Origin of the sequence: Pseudomonas sp. NPDC087185, assembly GCF_044744955.1 — a bacterium.
In the GTDB taxonomy this organism is placed as follows: domain Bacteria; phylum Pseudomonadota; class Gammaproteobacteria; order Pseudomonadales; family Pseudomonadaceae; genus Aquipseudomonas.
The window spans coordinates 538,015-563,012 of the sequence record NZ_JBIUZK010000005.1; the positions used below are offsets into that span (position 1 = coordinate 538,015).

The 24,998-nt window shown below is 65.4% G+C and carries 21 protein-coding genes and 1 pseudogene; 7 read left to right on the forward strand and 15 right to left on the reverse strand.

Translation table 11 applies throughout. The features are described from left to right. Window positions 1–38 precede the first annotated feature (38 nt). Window positions 39–4,940 (forward strand): alpha-2-macroglobulin family protein, encoded by a 4,902-nt coding sequence (locus tag ACIPIJ_RS20040; RefSeq protein ID WP_401079797.1) that lies wholly within the window; start codon window positions 39–41, stop codon window positions 4,938–4,940. A gap of 25 nt (window positions 4,941–4,965) precedes the next feature. Here the strand turns inward: ACIPIJ_RS20040 and ACIPIJ_RS20045 are convergent, their stop codons facing one another. Continuing rightward, complete coding sequence (locus tag ACIPIJ_RS20045) at window positions 4,966–5,259, reverse strand: hypothetical protein (protein ID WP_054913171.1); 294 nt, start codon at window positions 5,257–5,259, stop codon at window positions 4,966–4,968. A gap of 77 nt (window positions 5,260–5,336) precedes the next feature. Here ACIPIJ_RS20045 and pbpC point away from each other — a divergent pair, with 77 nt between their 5' ends. Then, window positions 5,337–7,691: a peptidoglycan glycosyltransferase PbpC gene (pbpC, locus tag ACIPIJ_RS20050; RefSeq protein WP_401079799.1), complete on the forward strand. Its 2,355-nt coding sequence runs from the start codon at window positions 5,337–5,339 to the stop codon at window positions 7,689–7,691. A gap of 92 nt (window positions 7,692–7,783) precedes the next feature. Next, window positions 7,784–9,445 carry a ShlB/FhaC/HecB family hemolysin secretion/activation protein gene (locus ACIPIJ_RS20055; RefSeq protein ID WP_401079800.1) on the forward strand — a complete coding sequence of 554 codons (1,662 nt, stop codon included), beginning with the start codon at window positions 7,784–7,786 and terminating at the stop codon, window positions 9,443–9,445. Between the two features lie 82 nt (window positions 9,446–9,527). Here the strand turns inward: ACIPIJ_RS20055 and ACIPIJ_RS20060 are convergent, their stop codons facing one another. The 8 genes from ACIPIJ_RS20060 to ACIPIJ_RS20095 all read right to left on the reverse strand — a co-directional run bounded on the left by ACIPIJ_RS20060 (window position 9,528) and on the right by ACIPIJ_RS20095 (window position 15,562). Then, entirely contained in the window at window positions 9,528–10,310 is a 783-nt protein-coding gene (locus ACIPIJ_RS20060; RefSeq protein ID WP_401079802.1) for a response regulator, read from the reverse strand. A gap of 113 nt (window positions 10,311–10,423) precedes the next feature. Continuing rightward, window positions 10,424–10,894 (reverse strand): A24 family peptidase, encoded by a 471-nt coding sequence (locus tag ACIPIJ_RS20065; RefSeq protein ID WP_401079804.1) that lies wholly within the window; start codon window positions 10,892–10,894, stop codon window positions 10,424–10,426. A 97-nt stretch (window positions 10,895–10,991) separates the two neighbouring features. Next, a complete protein-coding gene (locus tag ACIPIJ_RS20070) occupies window positions 10,992–11,561 on the reverse strand; it encodes a DUF4136 domain-containing protein (RefSeq protein ID WP_401079806.1) in 570 nt (189 codons plus the stop codon). Between the two features lie 19 nt (window positions 11,562–11,580). Next, window positions 11,581–12,216, reverse strand: a complete 636-nt coding sequence (locus ACIPIJ_RS20075; protein WP_401079808.1) for a DUF4136 domain-containing protein — start codon at window positions 12,214–12,216, stop codon at window positions 11,581–11,583. Between the two features lie 21 nt (window positions 12,217–12,237). Further along, window positions 12,238–12,987 (reverse strand): methyltransferase domain-containing protein, encoded by a 750-nt coding sequence (locus ACIPIJ_RS20080; RefSeq protein ID WP_401079810.1) that lies wholly within the window; start codon window positions 12,985–12,987, stop codon window positions 12,238–12,240. After that, on the reverse strand, window positions 12,984–13,289 hold the full coding sequence (locus ACIPIJ_RS20085) for a MazG-like family protein (protein ID WP_401079812.1): 306 nt from the start codon (window positions 13,287–13,289) through the stop codon (window positions 12,984–12,986). Before ACIPIJ_RS20085 ends, ACIPIJ_RS20080 begins: the two co-directional genes overlap by 4 nt. Window positions 13,290–13,346: 57 nt before the next feature. After that, on the reverse strand, window positions 13,347–14,207 hold the full coding sequence (locus ACIPIJ_RS20090; RefSeq protein ID WP_401079814.1) for a MaoC family dehydratase: 861 nt from the start codon (window positions 14,205–14,207) through the stop codon (window positions 13,347–13,349). 2 nt (window positions 14,208–14,209) lie between these two features. Next, complete coding sequence (locus tag ACIPIJ_RS20095; RefSeq protein ID WP_401079816.1) at window positions 14,210–15,562, reverse strand: 3-oxoacyl-ACP reductase; 1,353 nt, start codon at window positions 15,560–15,562, stop codon at window positions 14,210–14,212. A 118-nt stretch (window positions 15,563–15,680) separates the two neighbouring features. On the opposite strand from ACIPIJ_RS20095, the gene ACIPIJ_RS20100 reads away from it, so the two are divergent. Both ACIPIJ_RS20100 and ACIPIJ_RS20105 read left to right on the forward strand, forming a co-directional pair. Beyond that, window positions 15,681–16,958 carry an acetyl-CoA C-acetyltransferase gene (locus ACIPIJ_RS20100; protein WP_401079818.1) on the forward strand — a complete coding sequence of 426 codons (1,278 nt, stop codon included), beginning with the start codon at window positions 15,681–15,683 and terminating at the stop codon, window positions 16,956–16,958. 55 nt (window positions 16,959–17,013) lie between these two features. Beyond that, window positions 17,014–17,793, forward strand: coding sequence for an AraC family transcriptional regulator (locus tag ACIPIJ_RS20105; protein WP_401079820.1), 780 nt, complete (start codon window positions 17,014–17,016; stop codon window positions 17,791–17,793). Between the two features lie 40 nt (window positions 17,794–17,833). On the opposite strand, the gene ACIPIJ_RS20110 is transcribed toward ACIPIJ_RS20105, so the two are convergent. The 5 genes and pseudogenes from ACIPIJ_RS20110 to ACIPIJ_RS20130 all read right to left on the reverse strand — a co-directional run bounded on the left by ACIPIJ_RS20110 (window position 17,834) and on the right by ACIPIJ_RS20130 (window position 23,195). Continuing rightward, complete coding sequence (locus tag ACIPIJ_RS20110; RefSeq protein ID WP_371418633.1) at window positions 17,834–18,601, reverse strand: methyl-accepting chemotaxis protein; 768 nt, start codon at window positions 18,599–18,601, stop codon at window positions 17,834–17,836. Window positions 18,602–18,691: 90 nt separating this feature from the next. Further along, a pseudogene (locus ACIPIJ_RS20115) lies at window positions 18,692–19,777 on the reverse strand (sensor histidine kinase); the annotation flags it as partial. Between the two features lie 178 nt (window positions 19,778–19,955). Continuing rightward, entirely contained in the window at window positions 19,956–20,360 is a 405-nt protein-coding gene (gene cueR / locus ACIPIJ_RS20120; protein WP_401079822.1) for a Cu(I)-responsive transcriptional regulator, read from the reverse strand. Next, complete coding sequence (locus ACIPIJ_RS20125; protein ID WP_401079824.1) at window positions 20,357–22,756, reverse strand: heavy metal translocating P-type ATPase; 2,400 nt, start codon at window positions 22,754–22,756, stop codon at window positions 20,357–20,359. The genes cueR and ACIPIJ_RS20125 overlap by 4 nt, the downstream gene beginning before the upstream one ends. Before the next feature lie 52 nt (window positions 22,757–22,808). Continuing rightward, entirely contained in the window at window positions 22,809–23,195 is a 387-nt protein-coding gene (locus ACIPIJ_RS20130; protein ID WP_401079826.1) for a hypothetical protein, read from the reverse strand. Window positions 23,196–23,340: 145 nt separating this feature from the next. Here ACIPIJ_RS20130 and ACIPIJ_RS20135 point away from each other — a divergent pair, with 145 nt between their 5' ends. Both ACIPIJ_RS20135 and ACIPIJ_RS20140 read left to right on the forward strand, forming a co-directional pair. Next, window positions 23,341–23,538, forward strand: a complete 198-nt coding sequence (locus tag ACIPIJ_RS20135; RefSeq protein ID WP_401079827.1) for a heavy-metal-associated domain-containing protein — start codon at window positions 23,341–23,343, stop codon at window positions 23,536–23,538. A gap of 106 nt (window positions 23,539–23,644) precedes the next feature. After that, the gene (locus ACIPIJ_RS20140; RefSeq protein ID WP_401079829.1) at window positions 23,645–24,826 is read left to right on the forward strand and encodes a multidrug effflux MFS transporter; all 1,182 of its coding nucleotides are present in this window, start codon (window positions 23,645–23,647) and stop codon (window positions 24,824–24,826) included. Here the strand turns inward: ACIPIJ_RS20140 and ACIPIJ_RS20145 are convergent. Then, window positions 24,777–24,974 (reverse strand): hypothetical protein, encoded by a 198-nt coding sequence (locus ACIPIJ_RS20145; RefSeq protein WP_401079830.1) that lies wholly within the window; start codon window positions 24,972–24,974, stop codon window positions 24,777–24,779. The two genes, ACIPIJ_RS20140 and ACIPIJ_RS20145, sit on opposite strands and share 50 nt — an antisense overlap. Between the last annotated feature and the right edge of the window lie 24 nt (window positions 24,975–24,998).

Below are 24,998 nucleotides of genomic sequence, written 5' to 3' on the forward strand. Positions count from 1 at the left end.
GCGCCCTTACGTACACGCTGCCAAAGAGTCCCCACTCCATGTTCAACAAAGGATTGTTGCTGGCCTGCGCGCTGGCCCTGCTCAGTGCCTGTGATTCCTCGACGCCGGATAAACCCGCCACCCCCGATAAACCGGCAGCGAGCGCCGCAGTCGAGGCCCCGGCGCCCAAGCGTGAAGACCCTGCCGTGCTCGCCAAGCGCTACGAGGGCCGCGAGCTGTCCGTGCTGGATGTCTCGGAAGTGCAGCTCGACGGTGCCAGTACCCTGTCGGTCAGTTTCTCCGCGCCGCTGGATGCCAAGCAGGACTTCGCCACCAAGCTGCACCTGGTGGACACCGTCAAAGGCAAGGTCGACGGTGCCTGGGAACTCTCCGACAACCAAATGGAGCTGCGCCTGCGCCACCTGGAGCCGCAGCGCAAACTGGTGCTGACCGTCGACAAAGGCCTGCTGGCGGTCAACGGCAAGCAGCTCGACAGCGAATGGGTAACCCGCCTGGAAACCCGCGACATGCAGCCGACCATCGGCTTCGCCAGCCGCGGCTCGCTGCTGCCCACGCGCCTGGCCGAAGGCCTGCCGGTGATTGCCCTGAACGTCGACAAGGTCGATGTCGAGTTCTTCCGGGTCAAGCCGGAAATGCTCTCGACCTTCCTGGTCAACTGGGGCCGCAACAGCAGCCTGTACTACTACCAGTCCAAGGAAGCCCTGGCGTTGGCCGACCTGGTCTACAGCGGCCGCTTCGACCTCAACCCGGCCCGCAATACCCGCGAGACCGTGCTGTTGCCGATCGCCGGGATCAAACCGCTGCAAGAGCCCGGTGTGTACCTGGCGGTGATGCGTGCCGCGGGCACCTACGACTACTCGCAGCCGGCAACGCTCTTCACCCTCAGCGACATCGGCGTGTCCGCCCACCGCTACCGCGACCGCCTCGACGTGTTCGCCCAGGCGCTGGAAGGCGGCAAGGCGCTGAAGGAGGTGAACCTTGCGCTGCATGACGACAAAGGCAAGCTGCTGGCCCAGGCCAAGACCGATGGCGACGGCCATGCCCAGCTGCCTATCACGGCCAAGGCCGACACCCTGATTGCGACCCAGGGCGTACATACCACGTTGCTGCGCCTGAACACTTCGGCGCTGGACCTGGCCGAATTCGACATCACCGGGCCCCAGGCCAACCCGTTGCAGTTTTTCATTTTCGGCCCGCGTGACCTCTATCGCCCCGGTGAAACGGTGTTGCTCAACGGCCTGCTGCGCGATCAGGACGGCAAGCCGGTCAAGGCCCAGCCGGTGAGCGTGGAAGTGCGCCGACCGGATGAACAGGTGAGCCGCAAGTTCGTCTGGGAGGCCGATGCCAATGGCCTTTATCAGTACCAGCTGCAACTGGCCACCGAAGCCCCCACAGGCCGCTGGCAACTGTTGCTCGACCTGGGCGGCGGGCACAAGCAGGTCTACGAGTTCCTCGTCGAAGACTTCCTTCCCGAGCGCCTGGCATTGGAGCTAAAGGGGAGCAGCACGCCGCTTTCGCCTGACGAGACCGCACAGATTCAAGTCAATGGCCGTTACCTCTACGGTGCCCCGGCTGCAGGCAATCGCCTGAGCGGCCAGGCCTACGTGCGCCCCCTGCGCGAAGCCGTGCCCGCGCTACCTGGCTACCAGTTCGGTTCGGTCACCGAGACTGAGCTGAACCAGGACCTGGAGCTCGATGAAGTCACCTTGGACCAGGCCGGCAAGGCCACGATCGACATCGAAAGCCGCTGGGCCGAGGCCCGTTCGCCCCTGCAGTTGACTGTGCAGGCCAGCTTGCAGGAGTCCGGGGGGCGGCCGATCACCCGTCGCCTGGAACAGCCGATCTGGCCCGCCGAGCGCTTGCCCGGCTTGCGCGGATTGTTCGATGGCGAGGAAACCAACGGCGACGGCCCGGTGGAGTTCGAGTTTCTGGTCGCCGACCGTGAAGGCAAAAAGCTTGCGGCCAATGGCCTCAAGGTGCGCTTGATCCGCGAGCGCCGTGATTACTACTGGAATTACTCGCAGGACGACGGCTGGAGCTACAACTACAACGAGAAATTCCTCACCCAGAGCGAAGAAATCATCAGCGTCAAAGCGGGCTCGACCGCCAAGTTCACCTTCCCGGTCGAGTGGGGCCCTTACCGTGTCGAGGTGGAAGACCCCGAGACCGGCGTGGTGTCCAGCGAACGGTTCTGGGCCGGCTTTCGCGTCCAGGACAATGCCGAAGGCGGTGCGGTACGCCCCGACCAGGTCAAGCTGGCGCTGGACAAACCCGCCTATACCGACGGCGCGACGGCCAAGGTCACCGTGACCCCGCCGGCCGCCGGCACCGGCTACCTGATGGTCGAGTCCAGTGACGGCCCGTTGTGGTGGCAGGAAATCGACGTGCCCGCCGAGGGCAAGACGTTCGACGTGCAATTGGATAAACAGTGGGCGCGTCACGACCTGTATATCAGCGCCCTGGTGATCCGCCCGGGCGAGCGCAAGGCCAATGCCACGCCCAAGCGTGCCGTGGGGGTGCTGCACCTGCCGCTGGCCCGCGCCGAGCGCAAGCTTGCGTTGAGCTTGCAGGCACCGGAGAAGATGCGGCCCAAGCAGGCGCTGACGGTCAAGGTCAAGGCGGCCAATGCCGACGGCAGCATCCCCAAGCAGGTGCATGTGCTGTTGTCTGCGGTCGACGTGGGCATCCTCAACATCACCGACTTCAAGACCCCCGACCCGTACGCCAGCCTGTTCGGCCGCAAGGCCTACGGCGCTGACCAGATGGACATCTACGGCCAGTTGATCGAAGCCGGCCAGGGCCGCCTGGCCAGCTTGGCGTTCGGTGGTGATGCGGCCATCGCAAAAGGCGGCAAGCGCCCCAACACCACGGTCACCATCGTTGCCCAGCAGAGCGCGCCAGTGACCCTGAACGCGCAGGGCGAGGGTGAGGCAACTGTCGACATCCCGGACTTCAACGGTGAGCTGCGGCTGATGGCCCAGGCCTGGACCGAGGAGCACTTCGGCATGGCCGAAGGCAAGACCGTGGTCGCTGCGCCATTGATCGCCGAGCTTTCGGCGCCGCGCTTCCTTGCCGGTGGCGACCGCACCAGCCTGGCGCTGGACCTGGCCAACTTGTCTGGCAGCGCTCAGCAACTCAACGTTGATATCACCACCGAAGGCCAGTTGAGCCTGGCGGCGAGCGCCCAACAGGCTGTCGCCCTGGCCGAAGGCCAGCGCACCACACTGATGATCCCGGTACAGGCCCAAGGCGGCCTTGGCCAGGGCAAGGTACGTGTTCGTGTCAATGGCCTGCAGTTGCCGGGTGAGGCGGTGAATGCCTTCGAGCGTGAATGGACCTTGGGCATCCGCCCGGCCTACCCGGCAATGCTCAAGCACTACCGGGTGGTCCTCAAGGACCAACCGTGGACCTTGCCGGAAAGCGACCTGGCCGCCTTCGAACCCGCAGGCCTGGAGGCCAGCCTGGCATTGTCGAGCCGCCCGCCACTGAACCTGGCCGAGCAGATCCGCGCCCTCGAGGCCTATCCCTATGGCTGCCTGGAGCAGACCACCAGCGGCCTGTACCCTTCGCTGTACGCCGACGCCGAAAGCCTCGAGCGCCTGGGTATCAAGGGCGAGCCGGCCGACGTGCGCAAGCGCAAGATCGAGATGGGCATCGAACACCTGCTGGGCATGCAGCGCTACAACGGCAGCTTTGGCTTGTGGAGTTCGGACAGCCAAGAGGAGTACTGGCTGACGGCCTATGTCACCGACTTCCTGCTGCGCGCCCGTGACCAGGGCTATGGCGTGCCAGCCGAGGCGCTGAAGAAGGCCAACGAGCGCCTGCTGCGCTACCTGCAGGAACGCAACCTGATCGAGGTTGACTACAGCGAGAACGCCGAACACACGCGCTTTGCCGTCCAGGCGTATGCCGCGCTGGTATTGTCGCGCAGCCAGCAGGCGCCGCTGGGCGCCTTGCGCAGCCTGTTCGAACGCCGCGCCGATGCGCGCTCCGGCCTGCCGCTGGTGCAACTGGCGGTGGCGCTGGACAATATGGGCGACAAGCCGCGCTCGCAGGAGGCCCTGCAGGCAGGCTTGGGCATCAGCCGCAGCAAAGGCTGGATGGCCGATTACGGCAGCAGCCTGCGCGATCAGGCGCTGATCCTGGCACTGCTGCAGGAGAGCAACCTGGCCGGCGATCAGGTTGATCAGCGCCTGTTCGCACTGTCCGACGAACTGGCGGCCAACCGCTGGCTGTCGACCCAGGAACGTAATGCGCTGTACCTCGCAGGCCGTGGTCTGCTGGGCAAGCCAGAGAGCCCTTGGAAGGCACGCCTGGACAGTGCGGGCGAAGTCCGTGAGTTCAACAATGACGAGTCCGGCATGAAGCTCGAAGGCCCATTGCTGGCTTCACCGTTGAGCGTGCAGAACCAAGGCAGCGAAACCGTGTACCAGCAGCTTACCCTGTCGGGCTACCCGCGCCAGGCGCCTGCCGCTGGCGGTAATGGCATTGAAATCCGCCGCGAATACCTGGGCATGAATGGCGGGACGCTGGACCTTCACAACCTGCGCAGCGGTGACCTGGTGCTGGTGCACCTGGCGCTCAAGGCCAAAGACGCGGTACCTGATGCATTGGTCGTCGATCTGTTGCCGGCGGGCCTGGAGCTGGAAAACCAGAACCTGGCGCAGAGCGCCGCCAGCCTGGACAACGCCAGCAGCGCGGTGAAGCAGTGGCGTGAGTCGATGCAGAACGCCAGCGTGGTGCATCAGGAGTACCGCGATGACCGTTACGTGGCGGCGCTCAAGCTCGACGAATACAGCACCACCCACCTGCTGTACCTGGCCCGTGCGGTAACCCCGGGCACCTACCGCGTGCCGCCGCCGCAGGTCGAGTCGATGTACCGGCCGAACCTGCAGGCGGTGGGCGATGGGCAGGGTGAGATGACAGTCAAGGCCCGCTGACCTTGGGCATGGGTGACCCGCTGAATCAGTGGATCACCCAGCTCATCACCCACAACCCCAACACCAGCCAGATGATTCCGAGGATGATCGAGGCGCGCATGAAGGCGCGGATTGCCGAGTACAGCAGCATCAGGCCGACGATCAAGGCAAGGATGCTGACCAGTGAGGTGTCCATGCCCAGGGTACGTGCCAGGCCATCGATGAAATTGCCCCCGGCGTTGGCCAGCAGGTTGAACAGGCCGCTCAAGGCGTCGACGATGAAACGGATCAACGAACCCAGTGCCTGGCCAAGCCACTCGAAAAAACCTTCTACATGCATAGTTGCTTCCTGATGAACGAATCGGCGAGGTTGCCGTTCCCAAGCCTTTGGCCATTACCTGGCCAGGTCGGTTCCCGATGCCAAGCTTAGCCCGGCCGCGCACGCGAGCGGGAAGGTTCCTGCGCGCGAGTGTCATCACCGTGGTGGTGATGCTGGGTGTGTTGTGGCTGGCTGACCGCCTGTGGCCACTGCCGCTGCCGGCCGACGACCTGGCGCGGGTGGTGCTGGCTGAGGACGGCACACCGCTGTGGCGCTTCGCCGATGCCGACGGGGTGTGGCGCTACCCGGTCAGCCCTGAAGAAGTGTCGCCGTTGTACCTGCAGGCGTTGCTGACCTACGAGGACCGCTGGTTCTACCGGCACCCGGGGGTCAACCCGCTGGCGCTGGTGCGCGCCGCTTGGCTGAACGTGCGCGGCGGGCGCGTGGTGTCGGGTGGCAGCACGCTGTCGATGCAGGTGGCGCGGTTACTCGACCCGCATGATCGCAGCCTGCCCGGCAAACTGCGGCAGCTATGGCGTACGGCGCAACTGGAGTGGTACCTGTCCAAGCGCGAGATCCTGCAGATCTACCTCAATCGTGCACCCTTCGGCGGTACCTTGCAGGGCGTGGCGGCGGCCAGTTGGGCCTACCTGGGCAAGTCGCCGATGCACCTCACGCCAGCGGAAGCTGCGCTGTTGGCGGTGCTGCCGCAGGCGCCCAGCCGCTTGCGACCCGATCGCCACCCGGCGCGTGCCCAACGTGCCCGCGACAAGGTGCTGCAGCGCCTGGAGGAGTACCAGGTGTGGCCTGCCCGGCAGATCAAGGAAGCGGCTGAAGAACCGTTGCTGCTGGCCCCGCGCCAGGAACCGGCCCTGGCGCCGCTGCTGGCCCGCCGCCTGAACACCGCCAACAGCCCACCGCTGATCCGCACCACCCTCGATGCCTCGTTGCAACGGCGCCTGGAGGACCTGTTGCTGGGCTGGCGCGCGCGGCTGCCAGAGCGCACTTCCGCGGCCGTACTGGTGGTGGATGCGCAGAGCATGGCCGTGCGCGCCTACCTGGGCTCGATCGACCTTGCCGATGAGCGCCGCTTTGGCCATGTCGACATGGTCCGCTCGCTGCGCTCACCGGGCTCGACGCTCAAGCCGTTCCTGTATGGCATGGCCCTGGACGATGGCCTGATCCATTCCGAATCGCTGTTGCAGGATGTGCCGCGGCGCTATGGCGACTACCGCCCCGGCAACTTCTCGATGGGCTTCAGCGGCCCGGTGTCGGCCAGTTCGGCGCTGGCCTTGTCGCTCAACTTGCCAGCGGTGCAGTTGCTCGAAGCCTACGGGCCCAAGCGCTTCGCCGCGCAATTGCGCATGGCCGGCATGCCTCTGGCACTGCCGCCCTTGGCCGAGCCCAACCTGTCGCTGATCCTCGGTGGCGCAGGCAGCCGCCTGGAAGACCTGGTGGGTGGTTATGCGGCGCTGGCCCGAGGCGGCAACAGTGCCCGCGTGCGCCTGCAGCCGCAGAGCCCATTGCTGGAGCGGCGCTTGTTGTCGCCCGGGGCGGCGTGGATCATCCGCCGCATCCTCAGCGGCCAGGCGCGGCCTGACCGTGACCCGCATGCCGACCTGGTGCAGCGCCCCCAGCTGGCCTGGAAGACCGGTACCAGCTATGGCTTTCGCGATGCCTGGTCGATCGGCGTCGGGCCGCGCTACCTGATTGGCGTGTGGATCGGCCGCCCGGATGGCACGCCGGTACCCGGGCAGTTCGGCCTGGCCTCGGCGGCCCCGCTGATGCTGCAGATTCACGACCTGCTGAGCAACCGCGACAGCCAGCGCGGCCTTGCCGCACCGGTCGAGCAGGTACCTGCCAGCATCGGTGTCGCCGCCATTTGTTGGCCGCTGGGCCAGCCGATGGACCGCCAGGACCCGAACTGCAGGCGCCAGCGCTTTGCCTGGACACTGGACGGCACCACCCCGCCGACCTTGCAGGCTGCCGACCAACCGCTCGGGCTGGGCTTGCGCGAAAGCGTCTGGGTCAACGCGCAAGGGCTGCGTGTCGATGGCAGCTGCCCAGGTGCCACGCCACGCGACATCGCCCTCTGGCCGGCGCCGCTGGAGCCCTGGCTGGGGCGTGTAGAGCGGCGTGCCGAACGCTTGCCGGCCGTCGACCCGAACTGCCCACCGCAGGTGCCGGCCAGTGCGCCGCCGCTGTCGATTGTCGGCGTGCGCCCCGGTGATAACCTGCGGCGCCCGGCCACCAGCAGCGAGCCGTTGCAACTGCACGTCTCGGCGCTCGGTGGCGGCGGGCGGCGCTGGTGGTTCCGCAACGGCGAGCCGCTGGGCGAAACCGATGGCCAGGACAGCCTGCTGGTGCGCTTTGAACGCGCGGGGCAGATCGAGCTCAGTGCACTGGACGAGAGCGGGGAAACCGCGCGGGTGGCCTTCCAGGTCAGCGAGTAACCGTTCGACGTTTACCGGGGCAGCACCTACGCTTGCTGGTGACGGGTGTGACCGGCCGACGCCCCGGCGCCCAAGGGATTGTGGAGCGTCCTATGCGTCCTCTGGTCGTGCCCCTGTTGCTGCTGACCTGGGCCAGCCTGGCCCGGGCCGAACCGTTGCCGGGCTTTCTCGAGAGCCACGAATACGAACGCCGGCTGCCCACCGCGAACCTGCCGGTGGACGCCTACCGTCCCCTTTCTGCGCAGCTGCGGCGGGTGGCGCCCGTGGCTGCCGCCCCAGGGTTGCCGGCCGATACCCGCCTGGTCTTGCACAAGGTGCGCTTCGAGGGGGGCACGGTCTATCCGCTGAGTGAGCTGCGCGAGCACTACCAACCACTCATAGGCCATACGATCACCGTGGGTGAGCTGCAGCAATTCACCGAGCGCCTGACCCAGCGCTACCAGCGTGACGGCTACCCTCTCTCATATGCCTACCTGCCGCCTCAGGACCTGGCTGATGGCCGTGTGCACGTGGTGCTGGTGGAAGGCTACATCCACGACTATGAACTGCTGGGCGATATCGGCCCGACTGCGGATTACCTCAAGCAGGTAATGGCACGGTTGCAGGCGGAGCGGCCGCTGACCCAGGAGACGCTGGAGCGCGCCATCGGCCTGGCGCAACGTATTCCTGGGCTCACGGTGCAGGCTGATGTGGCTGCAGCGCAGGGCCCGGATGACACGACACACCTGACGCTTCACGTGCAGCGCAGGCCATTGGATGCCGCTGTCACGCTGAACGACGGCAGCCGTGAAGACCCGCAGGCACTGTTCACGTTCTCCAGCAACGCCCAGACGCGCTTTGCCGAGCAACTGACCGCAAGCGTTGTGCTGCCGCCGGGGGAGGACCACACGCTTTATCAGCGTCTGGATTACAGCCAGTATCTGGACGCGCAGGGCAGCCAGTTGCTGTTATCGGCTGCGCGTTATCGCAGCGAATCGGGCACTCGCGTTCGCCTGGAGGAGGGGGCTGACCAAGCCCCGCGGCGCGAAAGCGAGCGTTATTCGATCGGCCTCGGCCAGGCACTGATGGTCGTGCGCAACGAGTGGATCAATGTGTCCGGGCGTTTGTATTCGGTCAGTGAGCACATCGAAGACCGACGCGGTGGCCAGCAGGAATACGACACCTATGTACGCGCGCTGTCATTCGAAGGCGACTGGCGCAAGGCTGACGCCCACCGCCTGCGCATCGTCAGCGCGGGTGTCTACCAGGGCCTGGATTACCTGGGGGCGCGCAGCGATGCCGACTACGACATGGACTTTTTGCGTTTTCGGGTTTCCGGGTTGCAGAGCGAGCAGCTGTTCGAGAACTGGCAGGGTGTGGCGTCCGCCGCGCTGTACTGGAGCGACGACAGGCTGCCGGACAGTGAACGCGCGGTGTTTGGCGGGCAGCTATTCGGCCGGGGTTACCCCCGTGACCAGGCGGCTGGCGACAAAGGCTGGGGTGTGGCTTACGAGCTGAACTACAGCGTCCGGCGTGGCAGGGGCTGGTTGAAGCGGGTGCAGCCTTATGCCGTGCTCGATGCCGCCGAGGCCTGGTACAACGGCGGGCCCTTCGCAGATGCGCACTTGAGCTCGGTGGCGCTGGGCGTACGCCTGGGGGCGGGTAGTCACGGCAATGTGGCGCTGGAAGTGGCCAAGCCACTGGCGGATGTAGCACTGGATAGCTTGAGCCGTCGCCCGCGGTTGATGCTCAGCATCAGTTATCAGTTGGAGTGATTTGACGCCGCGGTGGGTCGCACGGGCTTCGCCCGTGCTCGCCGGTAAACGCTCCCACAGGCATTGGCGCTGCGCTATCGGGTCAGTGGGTAGTAAACCGCAGATGCACTGGCGATGAGCTTGGCGTCAACGCCAACGCCAGCTGCGTGCGGTTGTGCATATGGGTCAGGCGCAGCACCTGCGAGACATAGAGCTTGACGGTGTTCTCGGTAATCCCCAGCTCGCAGGCAATCTGGTAGTTGGTCTTGCCCTTGCTCACCAGGCGGGCCACTTCGAGCTGGCGTGGCGACAGTTTCTCGAACGCGGCGGGCAAGTCGCTTTCGCCTTCTTCGGTATCGCTGGCACGGCGGTGAACGCCTTGGCCGCGTGCTTTTTCGAGGTCCTGATAGAGCTCGTCGATGCACCCTGCCAGGTCCTGCAGGCGCTGGTTGAGGTTACCCAAATCCTGGAAGTTGGCTTTGCGCTCGCGCAGCACTTGTTCCTGGCGGCGCACGCCTTCGAGCAATTCGTCGAGGTCCATGGGTTTCTGGAAGTAATCGGCGAAACCCTCACGCAGGGCGCGGATCACATCCTGCTTCTCGGCACGGCCGGTGAGCATGATCGCTTCGAACATGCGCTGGCGCCCGGCAACTTCCTTCAACGCCCGGACAAGCTCGATACCATCGCGCCCGGGCATGTGCAGGTCGCAGACCACCAAGCCAATGGCTTCATCCGCTACATAGCGCTCGATGGCTTCGTTGGTGGAAAGGGCGGGCACGCAGTGGTGGCCTTGGTTTTCGAGGAACTCGCACAGCTGTTCGACGATCAGGGGCTGGTCATCGACCACCAGAACCTTTACCTCACTAAATGACTTGTTCACGATCAACTCCCTGTTCGTAAGCGGCCCTGCTCCCGGGCCAGACGCTCTGGCAGCTTAACCATAGACGCTGCTTCCAAGCCTGTACAACGCATGTACAAGTTATCGGACAACAGAATTGGTTATTGGATCCATACCGCGGTGAGCAGAAAGCCCGCCAACACGTAGGGCACGAAGGCTTGTTTGTCGCCCATCTCTTCGGTCAGGGCCTGCAGGCGTTTTTTCACTTTGGGGTTGGCCAGGGTCCACAGCCGCCTGCGCGTCAGCAGCCACAGCAGCACGCTGACGCCAGCACCAATGAACGTGCCGAGCACGTATTGCGGGCTGGTCGCCAGCGCCAGGGCGCCCATCAGCTTGACGTCGTCGGCGCCGAAGCGGCCGAGCATGTAGCCGGGCAAAGTCAGCAGCATGACGATCGCCAGCGCCCAGCCGGCATCGCTGGCATCGGCGCCGATCCAGCTGTGGCCGGTAACGAACAGCCAGGCCAGGGCGCACGCCGCAGCGCCCAGGGTCAGGATGTTGGCGATCTGGCGTTGGCGGATATCTTGTTCAGAGCACAAGGCAAGCCACATCAGGAGAACAATGCTTTGCATTGGCAGGTCGTCATCCCTATTCGTTTAACACGTCTACCCGTTCAGTCAGGTTTCTCCTTCAGGGTAGACGCGATCTGACGAACGGGCTACGCGACCGCTATTTGGCTCTGCCTGGCGGGTAATTGCCCAGCACCTGGCTTACGGTCTTCTGGATGGCGTTGTTGCGTTCTTCGGGGCTTGGCGGGTAATTGTTCATGATCTGCTCGGCACTGCCGCGCCACACCAGCTTGCCGTCACGGCCGTCGAACATGTCGACCTGGATGGTTGCCACCTTGTAGTCGACGCTGCGGGTCTCGTTGTACATCGGCCCGCCCCAGTAGCCGCCCCAATAACCGCCCCAGCCACCGCCGTAATTGGTGGTGATCTGCTGCTGGCGCTGCTCGACGATCAGGTAGGCACGCACCTTCAGGTCAGGCCGGGCGCTGCCCTGGGCCGGGCGCAGGCCGCGCTGATCTAGCTGGTCGGCGACGGCGGCACGGATACGCTGCTCGGTGAGGTCGCTCTTGATGCGTGGGTCATCCGGGCGGTATTGCAGGCCCGGCTCTTGCCACGCCCAGCTGCGGTAGGCGGCAAAATCGCGGCTGGCGTCGAAATCCTGCTGGACGTTGTTGCTGGCGCAGGCGGCGAGCAACAACGCGAATGACAGTAGAACGAGGCGACGCAACATGATGATTCTCCGTTAGGCGTTAACTGGGAGGATAGCCGCTGAGTGCCTTGTGTACCGACTCACGCAAGGCGCTTTCGCGATCGCGTGGCGAGCCTTTGTCGCTGCCGCTTTCAGCGCTCGCGCTCCACACCGGCTGGCCGTTGCGGGCATCGAACAGGTCGATGCGCACCACCATCACTTCAACTTCGTAGGTGCGCACGATCGGCACGCTGCCATAGGCGCCGTAACCGTTGCGGTAGCCGCCAAAACCGACGCCACCGTAGGGGGACGGGCCGTAATAGGGGTCGTAGTAGTCGTAATCGCGCACCTGGCGCAAACGCCGTTCCAGACGCAGGTCGGCACTCACCAGCAGGTCACCGGTGGCGCCCCGGGCCGGGCGCAGGCCGTGCTGGTCGAGGGCGCCGCTGACGGCGTCGGCCAGTTGCGCCGGGTCGGCATCGGCAGTACCGCTGGGCAGCTGGCCGCCACGCCAGCTCCAGCTGCGGTAATGCCCATAGTCGCGCGGCGCGGCCGGGTAGGCACTGGCGTCGAAGGTGCTGGCCGCCTGGGCGGGGGCCGGTGGCAGCGGGCGACTGCTGGCAACGTAGGGGTTGCTGCCCTGGCAGGCGCAGAGGGCGAGCGGTAACAAGGCCAGGCACAACAGGCGGTACGGCATGAGTTTCTCCCAGCGGGCGAGTCAGCGGGGGCGGCACATCCAGTGCAGGTAGCGGCCGAGCCCGGCGAAGCTTGGGTGACGGCGGTGGGCCAGTTCCATCTCCAGCAGGTCGAGCATCTCGGCCTTGGCCTGGAATTCCTTGGGCATGTAGTCGTGGAACACCCTTACGCCGCTCTCGGTTTCGACTTGCCAGATAGGCTCAAGTTGCGCCTTGAGTTCACGCGGATCAAGCGGTTTTTGCGGGGTCAGGCTCTGCTTTTCACCTTCCAGCCGGTTGCTGCGCAACTTGCGGAAATGGCCTTTGAGCAGATTGCGATACACCAGCGCATCGCGGTTGTAGAACGCCAGCGACAACCAGCCACCGGGCGCGGTCAGCTGGTGCAGCACCGGCAGGATGCTTTCCGGCTCGGCCAGCCATTCGAGCACGGCGTGGCACAGCACCAGGTCGTAGGGTTCGGTGAGTTGGCCAAGCAGGTCTTGCCACGGCGCCTGGATGAACGTGGCGGGCTGGCCGGCTTCGGCGAAGCGCGCGCGGGCGCCCTCGAGCATGGGGGCGGCCGGTTCGGCCAGCGTCACGTGGTGGCCGCGCTGGGCCAGCCACAGCGCCATGTGGCCGAGCCCGGCGCCGATGTCGAGCACCCGCAATGGGCGATCAGGCAGGGCGTCGGCCAAGTCGGCCTGGAGCACGGCCAGGCGGATGGCGCCTTTGGCGCCGCCGTAGATCTTCTCGGCGAAGCGGGTGGCCAGTTCATCGAAGTGACGGTCGTTCATCGGGCGAAGCGCCTCTCGCTGTCGGCCAGCTTGGCGCGGACCACGTGCTCCATGTCCAGGCCCAGCTCACTGCACAACAGCAGCAGGTAAAGGATGACGTCCCCCACCTCCTGGCCGGCGTGGGCAAGTTTGTCGGCAGGCAGCTGGCGGGATTGGTCTTCGCTGAGCCATTGGAAGATTTCCACCAGCTCGGCCATTTCCACGCTGGCGGCCATGGCCAGGTTTTTCGGGCTGTGGAAGCCGCGCCAGTCGTTGTTGTCACGGATCTGGTGCAGGCGTTCAGTGAGTTCTTGCAGATTCATTGCGGGTCTCCTAGTGCCGCATAGCTTCGGCGCAGGCCCGATGCAAAGCAAGTGGATTCACGGCGCCTGCAGTGGGCTCCAGCGGCCGATCATATGCAGCAGGTCGCCATGCCCGTCGAGGCGCAACTCACCCGTGCGCCCTGCTTCACTGGCGCTCAGCACCACCTCCGAGGGCAAGCGTACCGGCTTGAGGAAATCCACCTCGAAGGCATACCCGCTGTTCGGCAGATGCCCGCGCAGTGCGGCCAACGCCATGGCCTTGCTCCACATGCCATGGGCAATCGCCTTGGGGAAGCCGAACAGCCGAGCGCTGGTGGCGCTGAGGTGAATCGGGTTGTAGTCGCCACATACCTTGGCATAGCGCCGGCCGATATCGCTGTCGGCGTACCAACGTGTTGCCTCGGGCAAAGGTTCGGGCTCACGTTCCTCACCCGTCACGGGCTGGCCCTCCCGTTTCAAGCCACGCACCAGCATGCGGCTGGTCTCGCGCCATAGCAGGCCAAGCGCATCTTCGGCTTCGGTGACCAGGTCGAACGTGCCGCCCTTGGCATGCGGCTGCAGGTTGTCGGCATACACTGCGAAGCGCAAACCGTCGATGCCGCCCAACGGGCGCAGGACCTCAATGCGGTTGTGCAGGTGCACAAGGCCCAGCAGCGGGAACGGGAAGTCGTGGGCTGTCAGCAGCTGCAGCTGCAGGGTGAAGGCCATCACGTGCGGGTAGGTGGCCGGCAGACGGCCATCTTCTGTGAAGTGGCAGAGCCGCCGATAGGCCGCGAGGTTGTCGGGCTGCACGCGGATGAAGCAGCGCAGGCCGTCCGCTGGCAGGGTGTCGCCACTGATCTTGCGTTTGCTGGCCGCGCGCAGGTAAAGGCTGGCGCGTGAGTCGGGGCTGTTCAGGTCGTGCCAGTGCCGGTTCATGCTCAAGCCCCCATCAATGCCTGGCCACACACGCGCAGCACTTGGCCGTTGACCGCGCCGGAGCCTGGCTGGCTGAGCCAGGCAATGGCTTCGGCGACATCCTGCGGGCGCCCGCCCTGGCCCAGCGAGCTCAAGCGCCGCCCGGCTTCGCGCAGGCCCATGGGCATGGCGGCGGTCATGTGTGTCTCGATGAAGCCTGGGGCTACGGCATTGATGCTGCCGCCCTGCTCGGCAAGCTTCGGCGCCCAGGCCTGGGCGAGGCCGATCAGCCCGGCCTTGCTCGCGGCGTAATTGGATTGGCCGCGGTTGCCGGCGATGCCGCTGACCGAGGCCAGCAGGGTGATGCGCGCGTCTTCGCCCAGCGCGCCTGCTTCGTACAACGCCTGGGTCAGCACTTGCGGAGCCTTGAGGTTGACCGCCAGCACGGCGTCCCAGTATTCCGGGGTCATGTTGGCGAGGGTCTTGTCGCGCGTGATACCGGCATTGTGCACGACGATATCGATACCGCCGGGCAAGGCTTCGAGCAATTTCGCGGCGGCGTCACTGGCGCAGATGTCCAGGCCCAGTGCCTTGCTGCCCAGGCGCGCGGCGAGGGCGTCGAGGTCTTGCTGGGCCTGGGGCACGTCGAGCAACATGACCTCGGCACCGTCGCGGGCCAGTGTTTCGGCGATGGCGGCGCCGATACCGCGCGCGGCTCCGGTCACCAGGGCGCGGCGGCCCGCGAGTGGGCGGGTCCAGTCCTGAACCTGGCTGGCGCAGGCTTGCAGGCGCAGCACCTGGCCAGAAATGAACGCGCTCTTGGGCGACAGGAAGAAGCGCAAGGCGCCTTCGAGCTGTTCATCCGCCCCCTCGCCAACATATAAAAGTTGTGCGGTGGCACCGTTGCGCAGCTCCTTGGCCAGTGAGCGGCTGAACCCCTCCAGCGCACGTTGGGCAACGCAGGCCTGCGGGTCGCCGATGCCTTCCGGTGCGCGCCCGAGGATCACCACATGCGCGCAAGGCGCCAGGCTGCGCAGCAAGGGCTGGAAGAATTCGCGCAACTGCTTGAGCTGGTCGCTGTCGGACAGGTGACTGGCGTCGAATACTACGGCCTTGAGCTTGGGGCCTAGGCCAGCGACCCAGGCCGGTGCCTGCAGGCCTTCGCCGTTGAAGCTGTAGAGCGTGTCGGTCAGGCGCGGGGCGATGGCTTCGACCTGGTTTGCCAAGGGGCCACCGCCCACCACCAGCGCACCCTCCACCGGGCGCAGCCGGCCAGCTTGCCAGCGTTCCAGCGGTGCTGGGCTTGGCAGCCCGAGGGCATCGACGACGCGGCGGCCGAGGTTGGAGTTGGCAAAGCCGAGATAGCGGTCGCTCATGTGCGGGTCTCCCTGAAGGCAAGCATTCAAGTGTGGACCAACTTTATGGCAAGGTCGTTCGAATGCGGCAAAAACACCTAGGCTGTTCGGATCTAATTGTTTCAGGAGGAAGCCAAGCATGCGTTCACTTCGCCGGGTCGCGATTCTGGGCGGCAACCGAATCCCGTTCGCCCGTTCCAACGGCGCTTACGCCACCGCCAGTAACCAGGCGATGCTCACGGTTACCCTGGAGGGCCTGGTCGAGCGTTATCGCCTGCACGGCCTGCGCCTGGGCGAAGTGGTGGCGGGCGCGGTGCTCAAGCATTCGCGCGACATGAGCCTGGCCCGCGAATGCGTGCTCGGCTCGCGGCTGTCGCCGCAAACGCCGGCCTACGACATTCAGCAGGCCTGCGGTACCGGGCTGGAGGCGGCGCTGTTGGTGGCCAACAAGATCGCCCTCGGGCAGATCGACAGCGGCATCGCCGGTGGTGTCGACACCACGTCCGATGCGCCTATTGCGGTCAATGAGGGCTTGCGCCGCGTCCTGTTGCAGGCCAACCGTGGCAAAACGCTGGGTGAGCGGCTCAAGCCCTTTCTGCAGCTGCGCCCTGGGCACTTGAAGCCTGAATTGCCGCGCAATGGCGAACCGCGCACCGGTTTGTCGATGGGCGAGCACTGCGAGCGCATGGCGCAAACCTGGCAGATCGGCCGTGCCGAGCAGGACCAGCTGGCGCTGCTCAGCCACCAGCACCTGACGGCGGCGTATGCCGAAGGCTGGCAGGACGACCTGCTTACGCCGTTTCTGGGCCTCAACCGTGACAACAACCTGCGGCCGGAACTGACCCTGGATCAACTGAGCAAGCTCAAGCCTTCGTTCGACCGCAGCGGCCAGGGCACGCTGACAGCGGGCAACTCGACACCGCTGACCGACGGCGCTTCGCTGGTGCTGCTGGGCACTGAGGAGTGGGCCCAGGCCCAGGGCCTGCCAGTGCTGGCCTACCTGGTCGATGGCGAAACCGCCGCAGTGGACTTCGTCAACGGCCAGGAAGGGCTGCTGATGGCGCCGGTGTACGCGGTTCCGCGGCTGCTGGCGCGCAATGGCTTGAACCTGCAGGACTTCGATTACTACGAAATCCATGAAGCCTTCGCCGCCCAGGTGCTGTGCACGCTCAAGGCCTGGGAAGACGCCGATTACTGCCGTGAGCGGTTGGGGCTGGAGGCACCGCTTGGCGCAATCGACCGCAGCAAGCTCAACGTCAAGGGCAGCTCGCTGGCGGCCGGGCACCCGTTTGCCGCGACCGGAGGGCGGATCCTGGCTAACCTGGCCAAGCTGCTGGCGACGGCAGGCAAGGGGCGGGGGCTGATTTCGATTTGCGCGGCGGGCGGGCAAGGGGTGACGGTGATCGTCGAGCGCTGAGTATCCGAAGAGGTGCGGTGGTAACCTTGTCTGCTGAAAACTACAAGAAATCACTATGTCGAGTATCGGACATCCCCGCGCCATTCCCGCCCTGGACCACCTGCCCAGGCCGCTTTACGCCCGTGCCGAGAGCCTTGGCGCGGGCTCCTGGACCACCCGCCACCGCCATGACTGGGTGCAGTTCTCCTATGCCATCAGTGGCGTGTTGGGTGTGTATACCCGTGACGGTAGCTATTTCGCGCCGCCGCAGTGGGGGGTGTGGATCCCGGCTGATGCCGAACACGAAGTGGTGACGTCCGGGCAGGCAGAGATGCGCAGCCTGTATGTGCGCCGTGATGCGTGCCCTTGGGCTGCGGCGCACTGCCGGGTGCTGGAGGTGACGCCGCTGGCGCGCGAGCTGATCAAAGCGTTTTGCCTGTTCCCGGCGGACTATCCGGAGGGCGACAGTGACCAGGCGCGCCTGGTCGCGGTATTGCTGGATCAGTTGCGGACCTTGCCCGAGGTGGGGTTTTCCCTGCCGTTGCCACGGCACCCGGGGTTGCTGGCGCTGTGCAATGGCCTGATCGCCGCGCCGGACCAGGTGCAGACCTTGCAGCAATGGGCACGAGAGCTGGCCTGTTCGGAGAAGACCTTGATGCGCCTGTTCCAGCGTGAAACCGGGTTGAGTTTCCGTAACTGGCGCCAGCGCATGCGGCTGTTGTCGTCGCTGGCGTTGCTGGAGGCGGGGGAGAGTGTGACAGAGGCGGCGTTGGGCTGTGGCTATGATTCGACCTCAGCCTACATTGCCGCCTTCAAGCAGATGTTTGGCTCAACCCCAGGTGAGCTGAAACTTTAGTGTTGTCTGCACCGGCCCTATCGCCGGCCCAGGCAACCGATCAGGTGCGGAACCGCCGCACCAGCGAATCCAGCTCATTGGACAATCCGGCCAGGCTCTCCGAGTCCTGGCGCGCCGCCTGGGCCAGTTCGGCCACCAACTGCGCATCGCCGTGAATCTGGCTGATATGGCGGTTGATGTCCTCGGCCACCTGATGCTGTTCCTCCGCCGCCGTGGCGATCTGCGTGTTCATGTCGCGGATGATGTCCACCGACTCGCGGATCTGGCCAAAGCTGTCGCGGGCCAGGCCAATGCGGCTCACCGACTGCTGCGACACTTCCAGGCTGGCGTGCATCTGCTCGGCCACTTCGGCGGTGCGGCTGGCCAGGTTGCCGAGCAGGCCATCGATTTCGGCGGTGGAATCGGCAGTGCGCTTGGCCAAGGCCCGCACCTCGTCGGCGACCACGGCAAAGCCACGGCCCTGTTCGCCCGCGCGGGCAGCCTCGATGGCGGCGTTGAGCGCCAGCAGGTTGGTTTGCTCGGCAATCGAGCGGATGGTGCCGAGGATCGACTGGATGGCATTGCTGTCGCGTTCCAGCTGCTGGATCGACTGCGCCGACTGTTCAATCTCCTGGCTTAGCCGATCGACGCTGTTCACCGCCGCATCGATCTGCTGCTGGCCTTCACGGGCCTGCTGCTGGCCGCTGTCGGCCGATTGCGCGGCCTGGCTGCAGGAGCGCGCGACTTCGTTGGCGGTGGCGACCATTTCGTGGAACGCAGTGGAGACCATGTCCACGGCCTCACGCTGGCGCCCTGCGGCCTCGGCCATGTCGCCGGAAACCCGGGTCGAGCTGGTGGAGGTTGCGAGGATATTGCTGGCGGCCGAGCCGATGTGCTGGATCAGGCTGCGGATGGCACCGAGGAACTGGTTGAACCAGCTGGCCAGTTGCGCGGTTTCGTCGCGGCCACGCACTTCAAGGTTGCGGGTCAGGTCGCCTTCGCCCTGGGCGATGCCTTCCAGGCCACTGGAGACGCTGTTGATCGGGCGCACGATGAGCTTGGCGAACGCTGCACCGACCACGGCGAACAGTGCCGCCAGCACCAGCGCGATGCCGCCGATGAACCAGGTCAGGCGGGTGGTGGTCTGCATCACTTCGCCTTGCTGAATCAGGCCGATGAAGGTCCAGCCGAGTTTCTCGTCGGGGTAGATGTTGGCCATGTAGCGCACGCCGCCCAGTTCGACTTCCTGCAAGCCCTTGCCCGCTTTTGCCAGGTCCTCGTAGCCGTCACCAAAGCTAGCCAGCTGTTTGAAGTTGTGGCTGGCGTCGCGGGGGTCGACCATTACGTTACCGTTGTTCTCGACCAGCATCAGGTAGCCGCTTTCACCCAGCTTGATCTGCTTGACGATCTCGGTCAGGCCTTTGAGCGACACGTCGATGTTGACTACGCCACCCGGGTTGCCGAGCTGGTTGGCCACGGCGCGCACGGTGCTGACCAGCACCGCGTCGTCGGCAGCCCAGTAGTAGGCACCGGTGCGCAGTGTCTTGCCGGGGTTGGCCATGGCCAGCTGATACCAAGGGCGTGGGCGCGGGTCGTACTGGGTGAACTTCTGGCCGGCTGGCCAGCCGACGTAGCCGCCGTCACTGACGCCGTAGGAAACATAGGCATAGCCTGGGTGGGATTCAGCCAGGCGGGTGAAGAAGTCCAGCAGTTGCTGGTCCTGGTCGCCCAACGTGTAGGACGGGTTGGCGCTCATGAACTTGTTCAGGTTGTTGCCGGTAGCGGCGACCAGAGGCTGCGAGGCGAGGTACGCGACGTTCTGGTCGATGCCCTGGAAGAAGATGTTCATTGCGTTGCTGACCTGGCGGATTTCCCGGCTGCTGCTGTCGAGGAATCCATCGCGGGCTTCACCGCGCATATTGATGACCACCAGTGTGGCCACAAGGACGATGGGCAGCGCGGCGATCACCGCGAAGGCCCAGGTCAGTTTCTGTTTGATGTTCATCGACGCTCCCGGAATTTATTTTTTTCGACACGCGAGGCAGGTACTTCTACATCGGCAGCGTCCGGGTTTTTTTGAGCGTAAATGCCCGTATTTATTGGGTGAAGTCGCATTTGGCGACTATTCGGTCGGGTTTAGGCTAATATGGCATACCAAAGCCCCGGCGATAGGGCCTATGTCCTCAGTGACAGCACTCACCGCCGTTGGCCAGGTCTTTCAGAATCGGGCAGTCTGGCCGGTCATTGCCCTTGCAGTGGGCGACCAGTTCGCCCAGCGTGTCACGCAGGCTGACCAGTTCCTCGATGCGCTGGTTCAGCGCATCGATGTGCTGCAGGGCCAGTGCCTTGACGTCGGCACTGGCGCGTTGCCGGTCCTGCCACAGGGTCAGCAGCTTGCCGACTTCCTCCAGGGAAAACCCCAGGTCGCGGGAGCGCTTGATGAAGGCCAGGCTGTGCAGGTCTTGCGGCTGGTACAGGCGGTAGCCGCTGTCGCTGCGGGTGGCCGGCTTGAGCAGGCCGATGGCTTCGTAATAGCGGATCATCTTGGTGCTGAGCCCGCTGCGGCGGGCGGCCTGGCCGATGTTCATTGATTCTCCTGCCGGGTGCTGGACGGTTTCCAGGTTTTCAGCCACAGGGCGTTGCTCACTACGCTGACGCTGGACAGCGCCATGGCGGCGCCGGCCAGCACCGGGTTGAGGTAGCCCAGCGCGGCCAAGGGAATGCCGATGAGGTTGTAGATGAAGGCCCAGAACAGGTTCTGGCGGATTTTAGCGTAGGTTTTGCGGCTGATTTCCAGGGCGGCCGGCACCAAGCGCGGGTCGCCACGCATCAGGGTAATGCCGGCGGCCTGCATGGCCACATCGGTGCCACCGCCCATGGCGATGCCGATGTCGGCGGCCGCCAGGGCCGGGGCATCGTTGATGCCGTCGCCGACCATTGCCACCACGCCGTTGTTTTTCAGCTCGGCCACGGTGGCGGCCTTGTCTGCCGGCAGCACTTCGGCGTGCACATCGTCGATGCCGAGGATATCGGCCACCACCTTGGCGCTGCCGCGGTTGTCGCCGGTGAGCAGGTGGCAGCTGATGTGTTGCCCGTGCAGGGTCGCGATCGCCTGTTCGGCGCCGGGCTTGAGGCTGTCGCCGAAAGCGAACAGGCCGAGCACGCGGGGCTGCGCGCCGCGTTCGATCAGCCACGACAGGGTACGGCCTTCGGCTTCCCAGGCCTGAGCCTTGTCAGCCAGGTTACCGGGCTGCAGGCCGCTTTCGTCGAGCAGGCGACGGTTGCCCAGCGCCAGTTCACGCCCCTCTACCTGGCCTGCGATGCCACGGCCGGTCAGCGACTGGCTGTCAGCCACGCCGGGAATGTCCAGGCCCTGCTCGGTGCAGGCATCGAGTACGGCCTTGGCCAAAGGGTGCTCGCTACCGCGTTGCAGGGCGCCGGCCAGGCGATGCAGCTCGCCGCTATCAATGTCCACAGCTTGGCTATGGACTACGCGCGGGCTACCGGACGTGAGCGTGCCGGTCTTGTCGAACACCACGCGGTCCACCGCATGGGCACGCTCCAGCGCTTCGGCATCCTTGATCAGGATGCCATGGCGCGCGGCGACACCGGTGCCGGACATGATCGCCGCAGGCGTGGCCAGGCCGAGGGCGCACGGGCAGGCAATCACCAGCACGGCGACGGCGTTGATCAGCGCTGTCTCCAGCGGTGCGCCGGCCAGCCACCAGCCGACCAGGGTCATCAACGCAATCACCAACACGGCCGGGACGAACACCTGGCTGACGCGGTCCACCAGTTTCTGGATCGGTGCCTTGGCCGCCTGCGCGTCTTCGACCAGGCGGATGATCCTGGCCAGCACGGTCTCGCTGCCCAATGCCCGGGTGCGCACCAGCAGCCGGCCTTCGCCGTTGATGGCGCCACCGGTGACGCTGTCGCCCGGTTGCTTGGGCACCGGCAGGCTCTCGCCGCTGATCAGGGCTTCGTCGGCGTGGCTGCTGCCTTCTTCCACATCGCCATCGACCGGGAAGCGCTCACCGGGCTTGACCAGCACCAAGTCGCCGAGGCGCAGCTGGGCAATCGCAACCGCTTCTTCCTGGCCATCGACCAGCCTGACGGCGCGCTCGGGGCGCAGCGCTTCGAGCGCGCGTATGGCACTGGCGGTCTGGCGTTTGGCCCGGCTTTCCAGGTATTTGCCCAGCAGCACCAGGGCGATGACCACCGCCGATGCCTCGAAGTACAGGTGCGGGGCCATGCCGGCAGGGGCCTGCGCCCACTGGTACAGGCTCAGGCCATAACCGGCACTGGTGCCCAGCGCCACCAGCAGGTCCATGTTGCCGGCACCGGCGCGCACGGCCTTGTAGGCCGCCACATAAAAGCGCGCACCCAGGATGAACTGCACCGGGGTGGCCAGCAGGAATTGCGCCCAGGCGGGCAGCATCCAGTGCAGGCCGAATGGCTGCACCAGCATCGGCAGCACCAGGGGCAAGGCCAGCAACAGGGCGGCGCCGACCGCCAGGCGTTCTTTGCGCAGGCGGCGCTGGGCATCCTGTTGGTCGTCCTGGGCCGATTGCGGCAGGCTGGCGCTGTAGCCGGCGTGCTCGACAGCTTCGATCAGCAGGGCGTCATCCAGGGCTTGCAGCACCTCGAGGTGGGCGCGTTCGCTGGCCAGGTTGACACTGACCTGCTCGACCCCCGGCAGTTTGCCGAGGGCGCGCTCGACACGGCCGACGCAACTGGCGCAGGTCATGCCGCCGATCTGCAGCTCCAGGGTGCGGGTCGGCACGCCGTAGCCAGCGCCGCGTACGGCGTCAACCAAGGCGGGCAGGCTGTCGGCCGGGGCCTGGACCCGGGCCTGTTCGGTGGCGAGGTTGACGCTGACGTGGTCAGCGCCGTTGACCTTGCGCAGGGCGCGCTCGACACGGCCAGCACAGCTGGCGCAGGTCATGCCGGAAATCGGCAGGTCGAAAACGGTGGATGCAGGCATGGCTCTCCTCCTTGGGCAGGCCTCCAGCATCAACCTTGCCATGCGGGGAAGGTCAATACTCCAGGTTGGCGCGCCTTAGCACTAGCCCATTGTGGCCCATGGCAATGCGGTATTTGTTGATCTGGCCCGCCTGTAGGGTCAGTCGTGTGCTGCGTTGGTCCTCGATGCCGGGGGCGCAGCCGGGCATCTGCCCCGGCAGCAGGCGCAAGCGCACGTCGACAGGGCCGGGTGGCAAGTTGAAGGAGGTTGACTGTTCCTGGAACAAACGCCCGGATAGCTGATCGTTGAGGTACACGCCGATTTCACAGCTGGTGGCCACTTCCAGGCGTTCCCGCGAAATGATCAGTACGCTGTAGTCCGAGTTGCCCTCGGCGCTGGCCGGTGGCACTGCGCCCAGCGCGGCCATCAACCCGACAACGCTCACTGCTGCCCTGAACATGAAGACTCTCCTGCTTGCCATAACGTCAAAGGCGCAGCTTGGCCGAGGTTTACCCGGATTTCCAGCCCGGCCGTGTCAGGCAGAACTTGACCTTGCCCCGATGGCAAGCTTGAAACTGCGCTAAACCCTGAAGGAGGCAAGACCCATGCAAGTGTTCAATGTACAAGGCATGACCTGCGGCCATTGCGTAAAAGCGGTGACGCGTGCGGTGCAGGAACAGGATGCCAAGGCTCAGGTCGAGGTCGACCTTGCTGGCAAGCAGGTACGTGTGCACAGTGCGCTGGCGGCTGAGCAACTGCTGGCGGCGATCCGTGAAGAGGGCTATCAAGCCGAAGTGGCGTAAGCTCAAGGGGCCGCTCGGCGGCCCTGTTTTGTTGCAAATGTTTTCATGCTGATGGCGTCCACTGCAGGTAGACTTGTGCGCTTGCTTAGCCTGCTATGGATTCCTGATGAACCTGCGAATGGTGCTGATCCTGGGCGCATTGAGTGCGTTCGGGCCCTTGGCGATCGACTTTTACCTGCCCGCCTTCCCGGCCATGGCGCAGGCGTTCGCCACCGATGAAAAACATGTCCAGACCACCCTGGCCGCCTACTTCCTGGGCTTGTCGCTGGGGCAGCTGGCCTATGGGCCGGTGGCCGACCGCTTTGGCCGGCGCAAACCGCTGCTGTTTGGCGTAGCGCTGTTCACCCTGGCGTCGCTGGCCTGCGCCTACGCGCCCAACCTCGATACGCTGATCCTGGCGCGCTTCGTCCAGGCGTTGGGTGGCTGCGCCGGCATGGTGCTGTCGCGGGCGATCGTCAGCGATAAGTGCGACCCTGTGGCCTCGGCCAAGGTGTTCTCGCAGCTGATGCTGGTGATGGGGCTAGCGCCGATCCTCGCGCCGATGCTCGGTGGTGTGCTGGTGAACCTGGCCGGGTGGCAGTCGATCTTCCTCACCTTGAGCCTGTTCAGCGCTGCCTGCCTGGTCGCGGTGGGGCTGGGGCTGCCAGAAAGCTTGCCTGCGCACATGCCACGCCAGCCGCTCTCGGGTGCATTGCGCCAGTACCTGCGGCTATTGGCGGATCGCGTGTTCGTTGGCCATGCGCTGACGGGGGGGATTGCCATCGCCGGAATGTTTGCCTACATCGCCGGGTCGCCTTTCGTCTTTATCAAGCTCTATGGCGTACCGGCCGAGCATTACGGCTGGCTGTTCGGTACCAACGCCGCGGGGTTCATTCTCGTCGCGCAAATCAATGCACGCCTTCTGGCCAAGCGTGGCCCGGCGTTTCTGCTGGTGCGTGCAGTCTGGCTGTACCTGGCGGCGGGGCTCGTATTACTCGGTGTGGCAGCTTTGCGCCCGGCGCAATTGTGGCCATTGCTGGTACCGCTGTTCGTCTGCATCGCCAGCCTGGGCTGCATCATCCCCAATGCTTCGGCCTGCGCCATGAGCGGCCAGGGCGCACGGGCCGGCAGCGCCTCGGCCCTGATGGGTTGCCTGCAGTTCAGCGTCGCCGCAGGCGCGGCATCGTTGGTGGGCCTGCTGCACGATGGCAGTGCCGTGCCAATGACCTTGGTGATCAGCTTGTGCGGGGCACTGGTGGTCAGTGCCGCGCTGTTGACCCGGCGTTCGCAGGCCAGGCGTCCGGCATAAGCGGGTGAGGTGCCCGCAGGCGGGTTTCCAGGGTATCGACGAAGGCACGTGCTTCGGCCTCGCTGCGGAAACTCACCACATGCTGGTCGAGCCTCACCTGCCACGGGCAGTTGGGATTACGGTTCGACGCACTGACGATTATCTTCATCGCGGCATACCTGCGAAAGGTGGG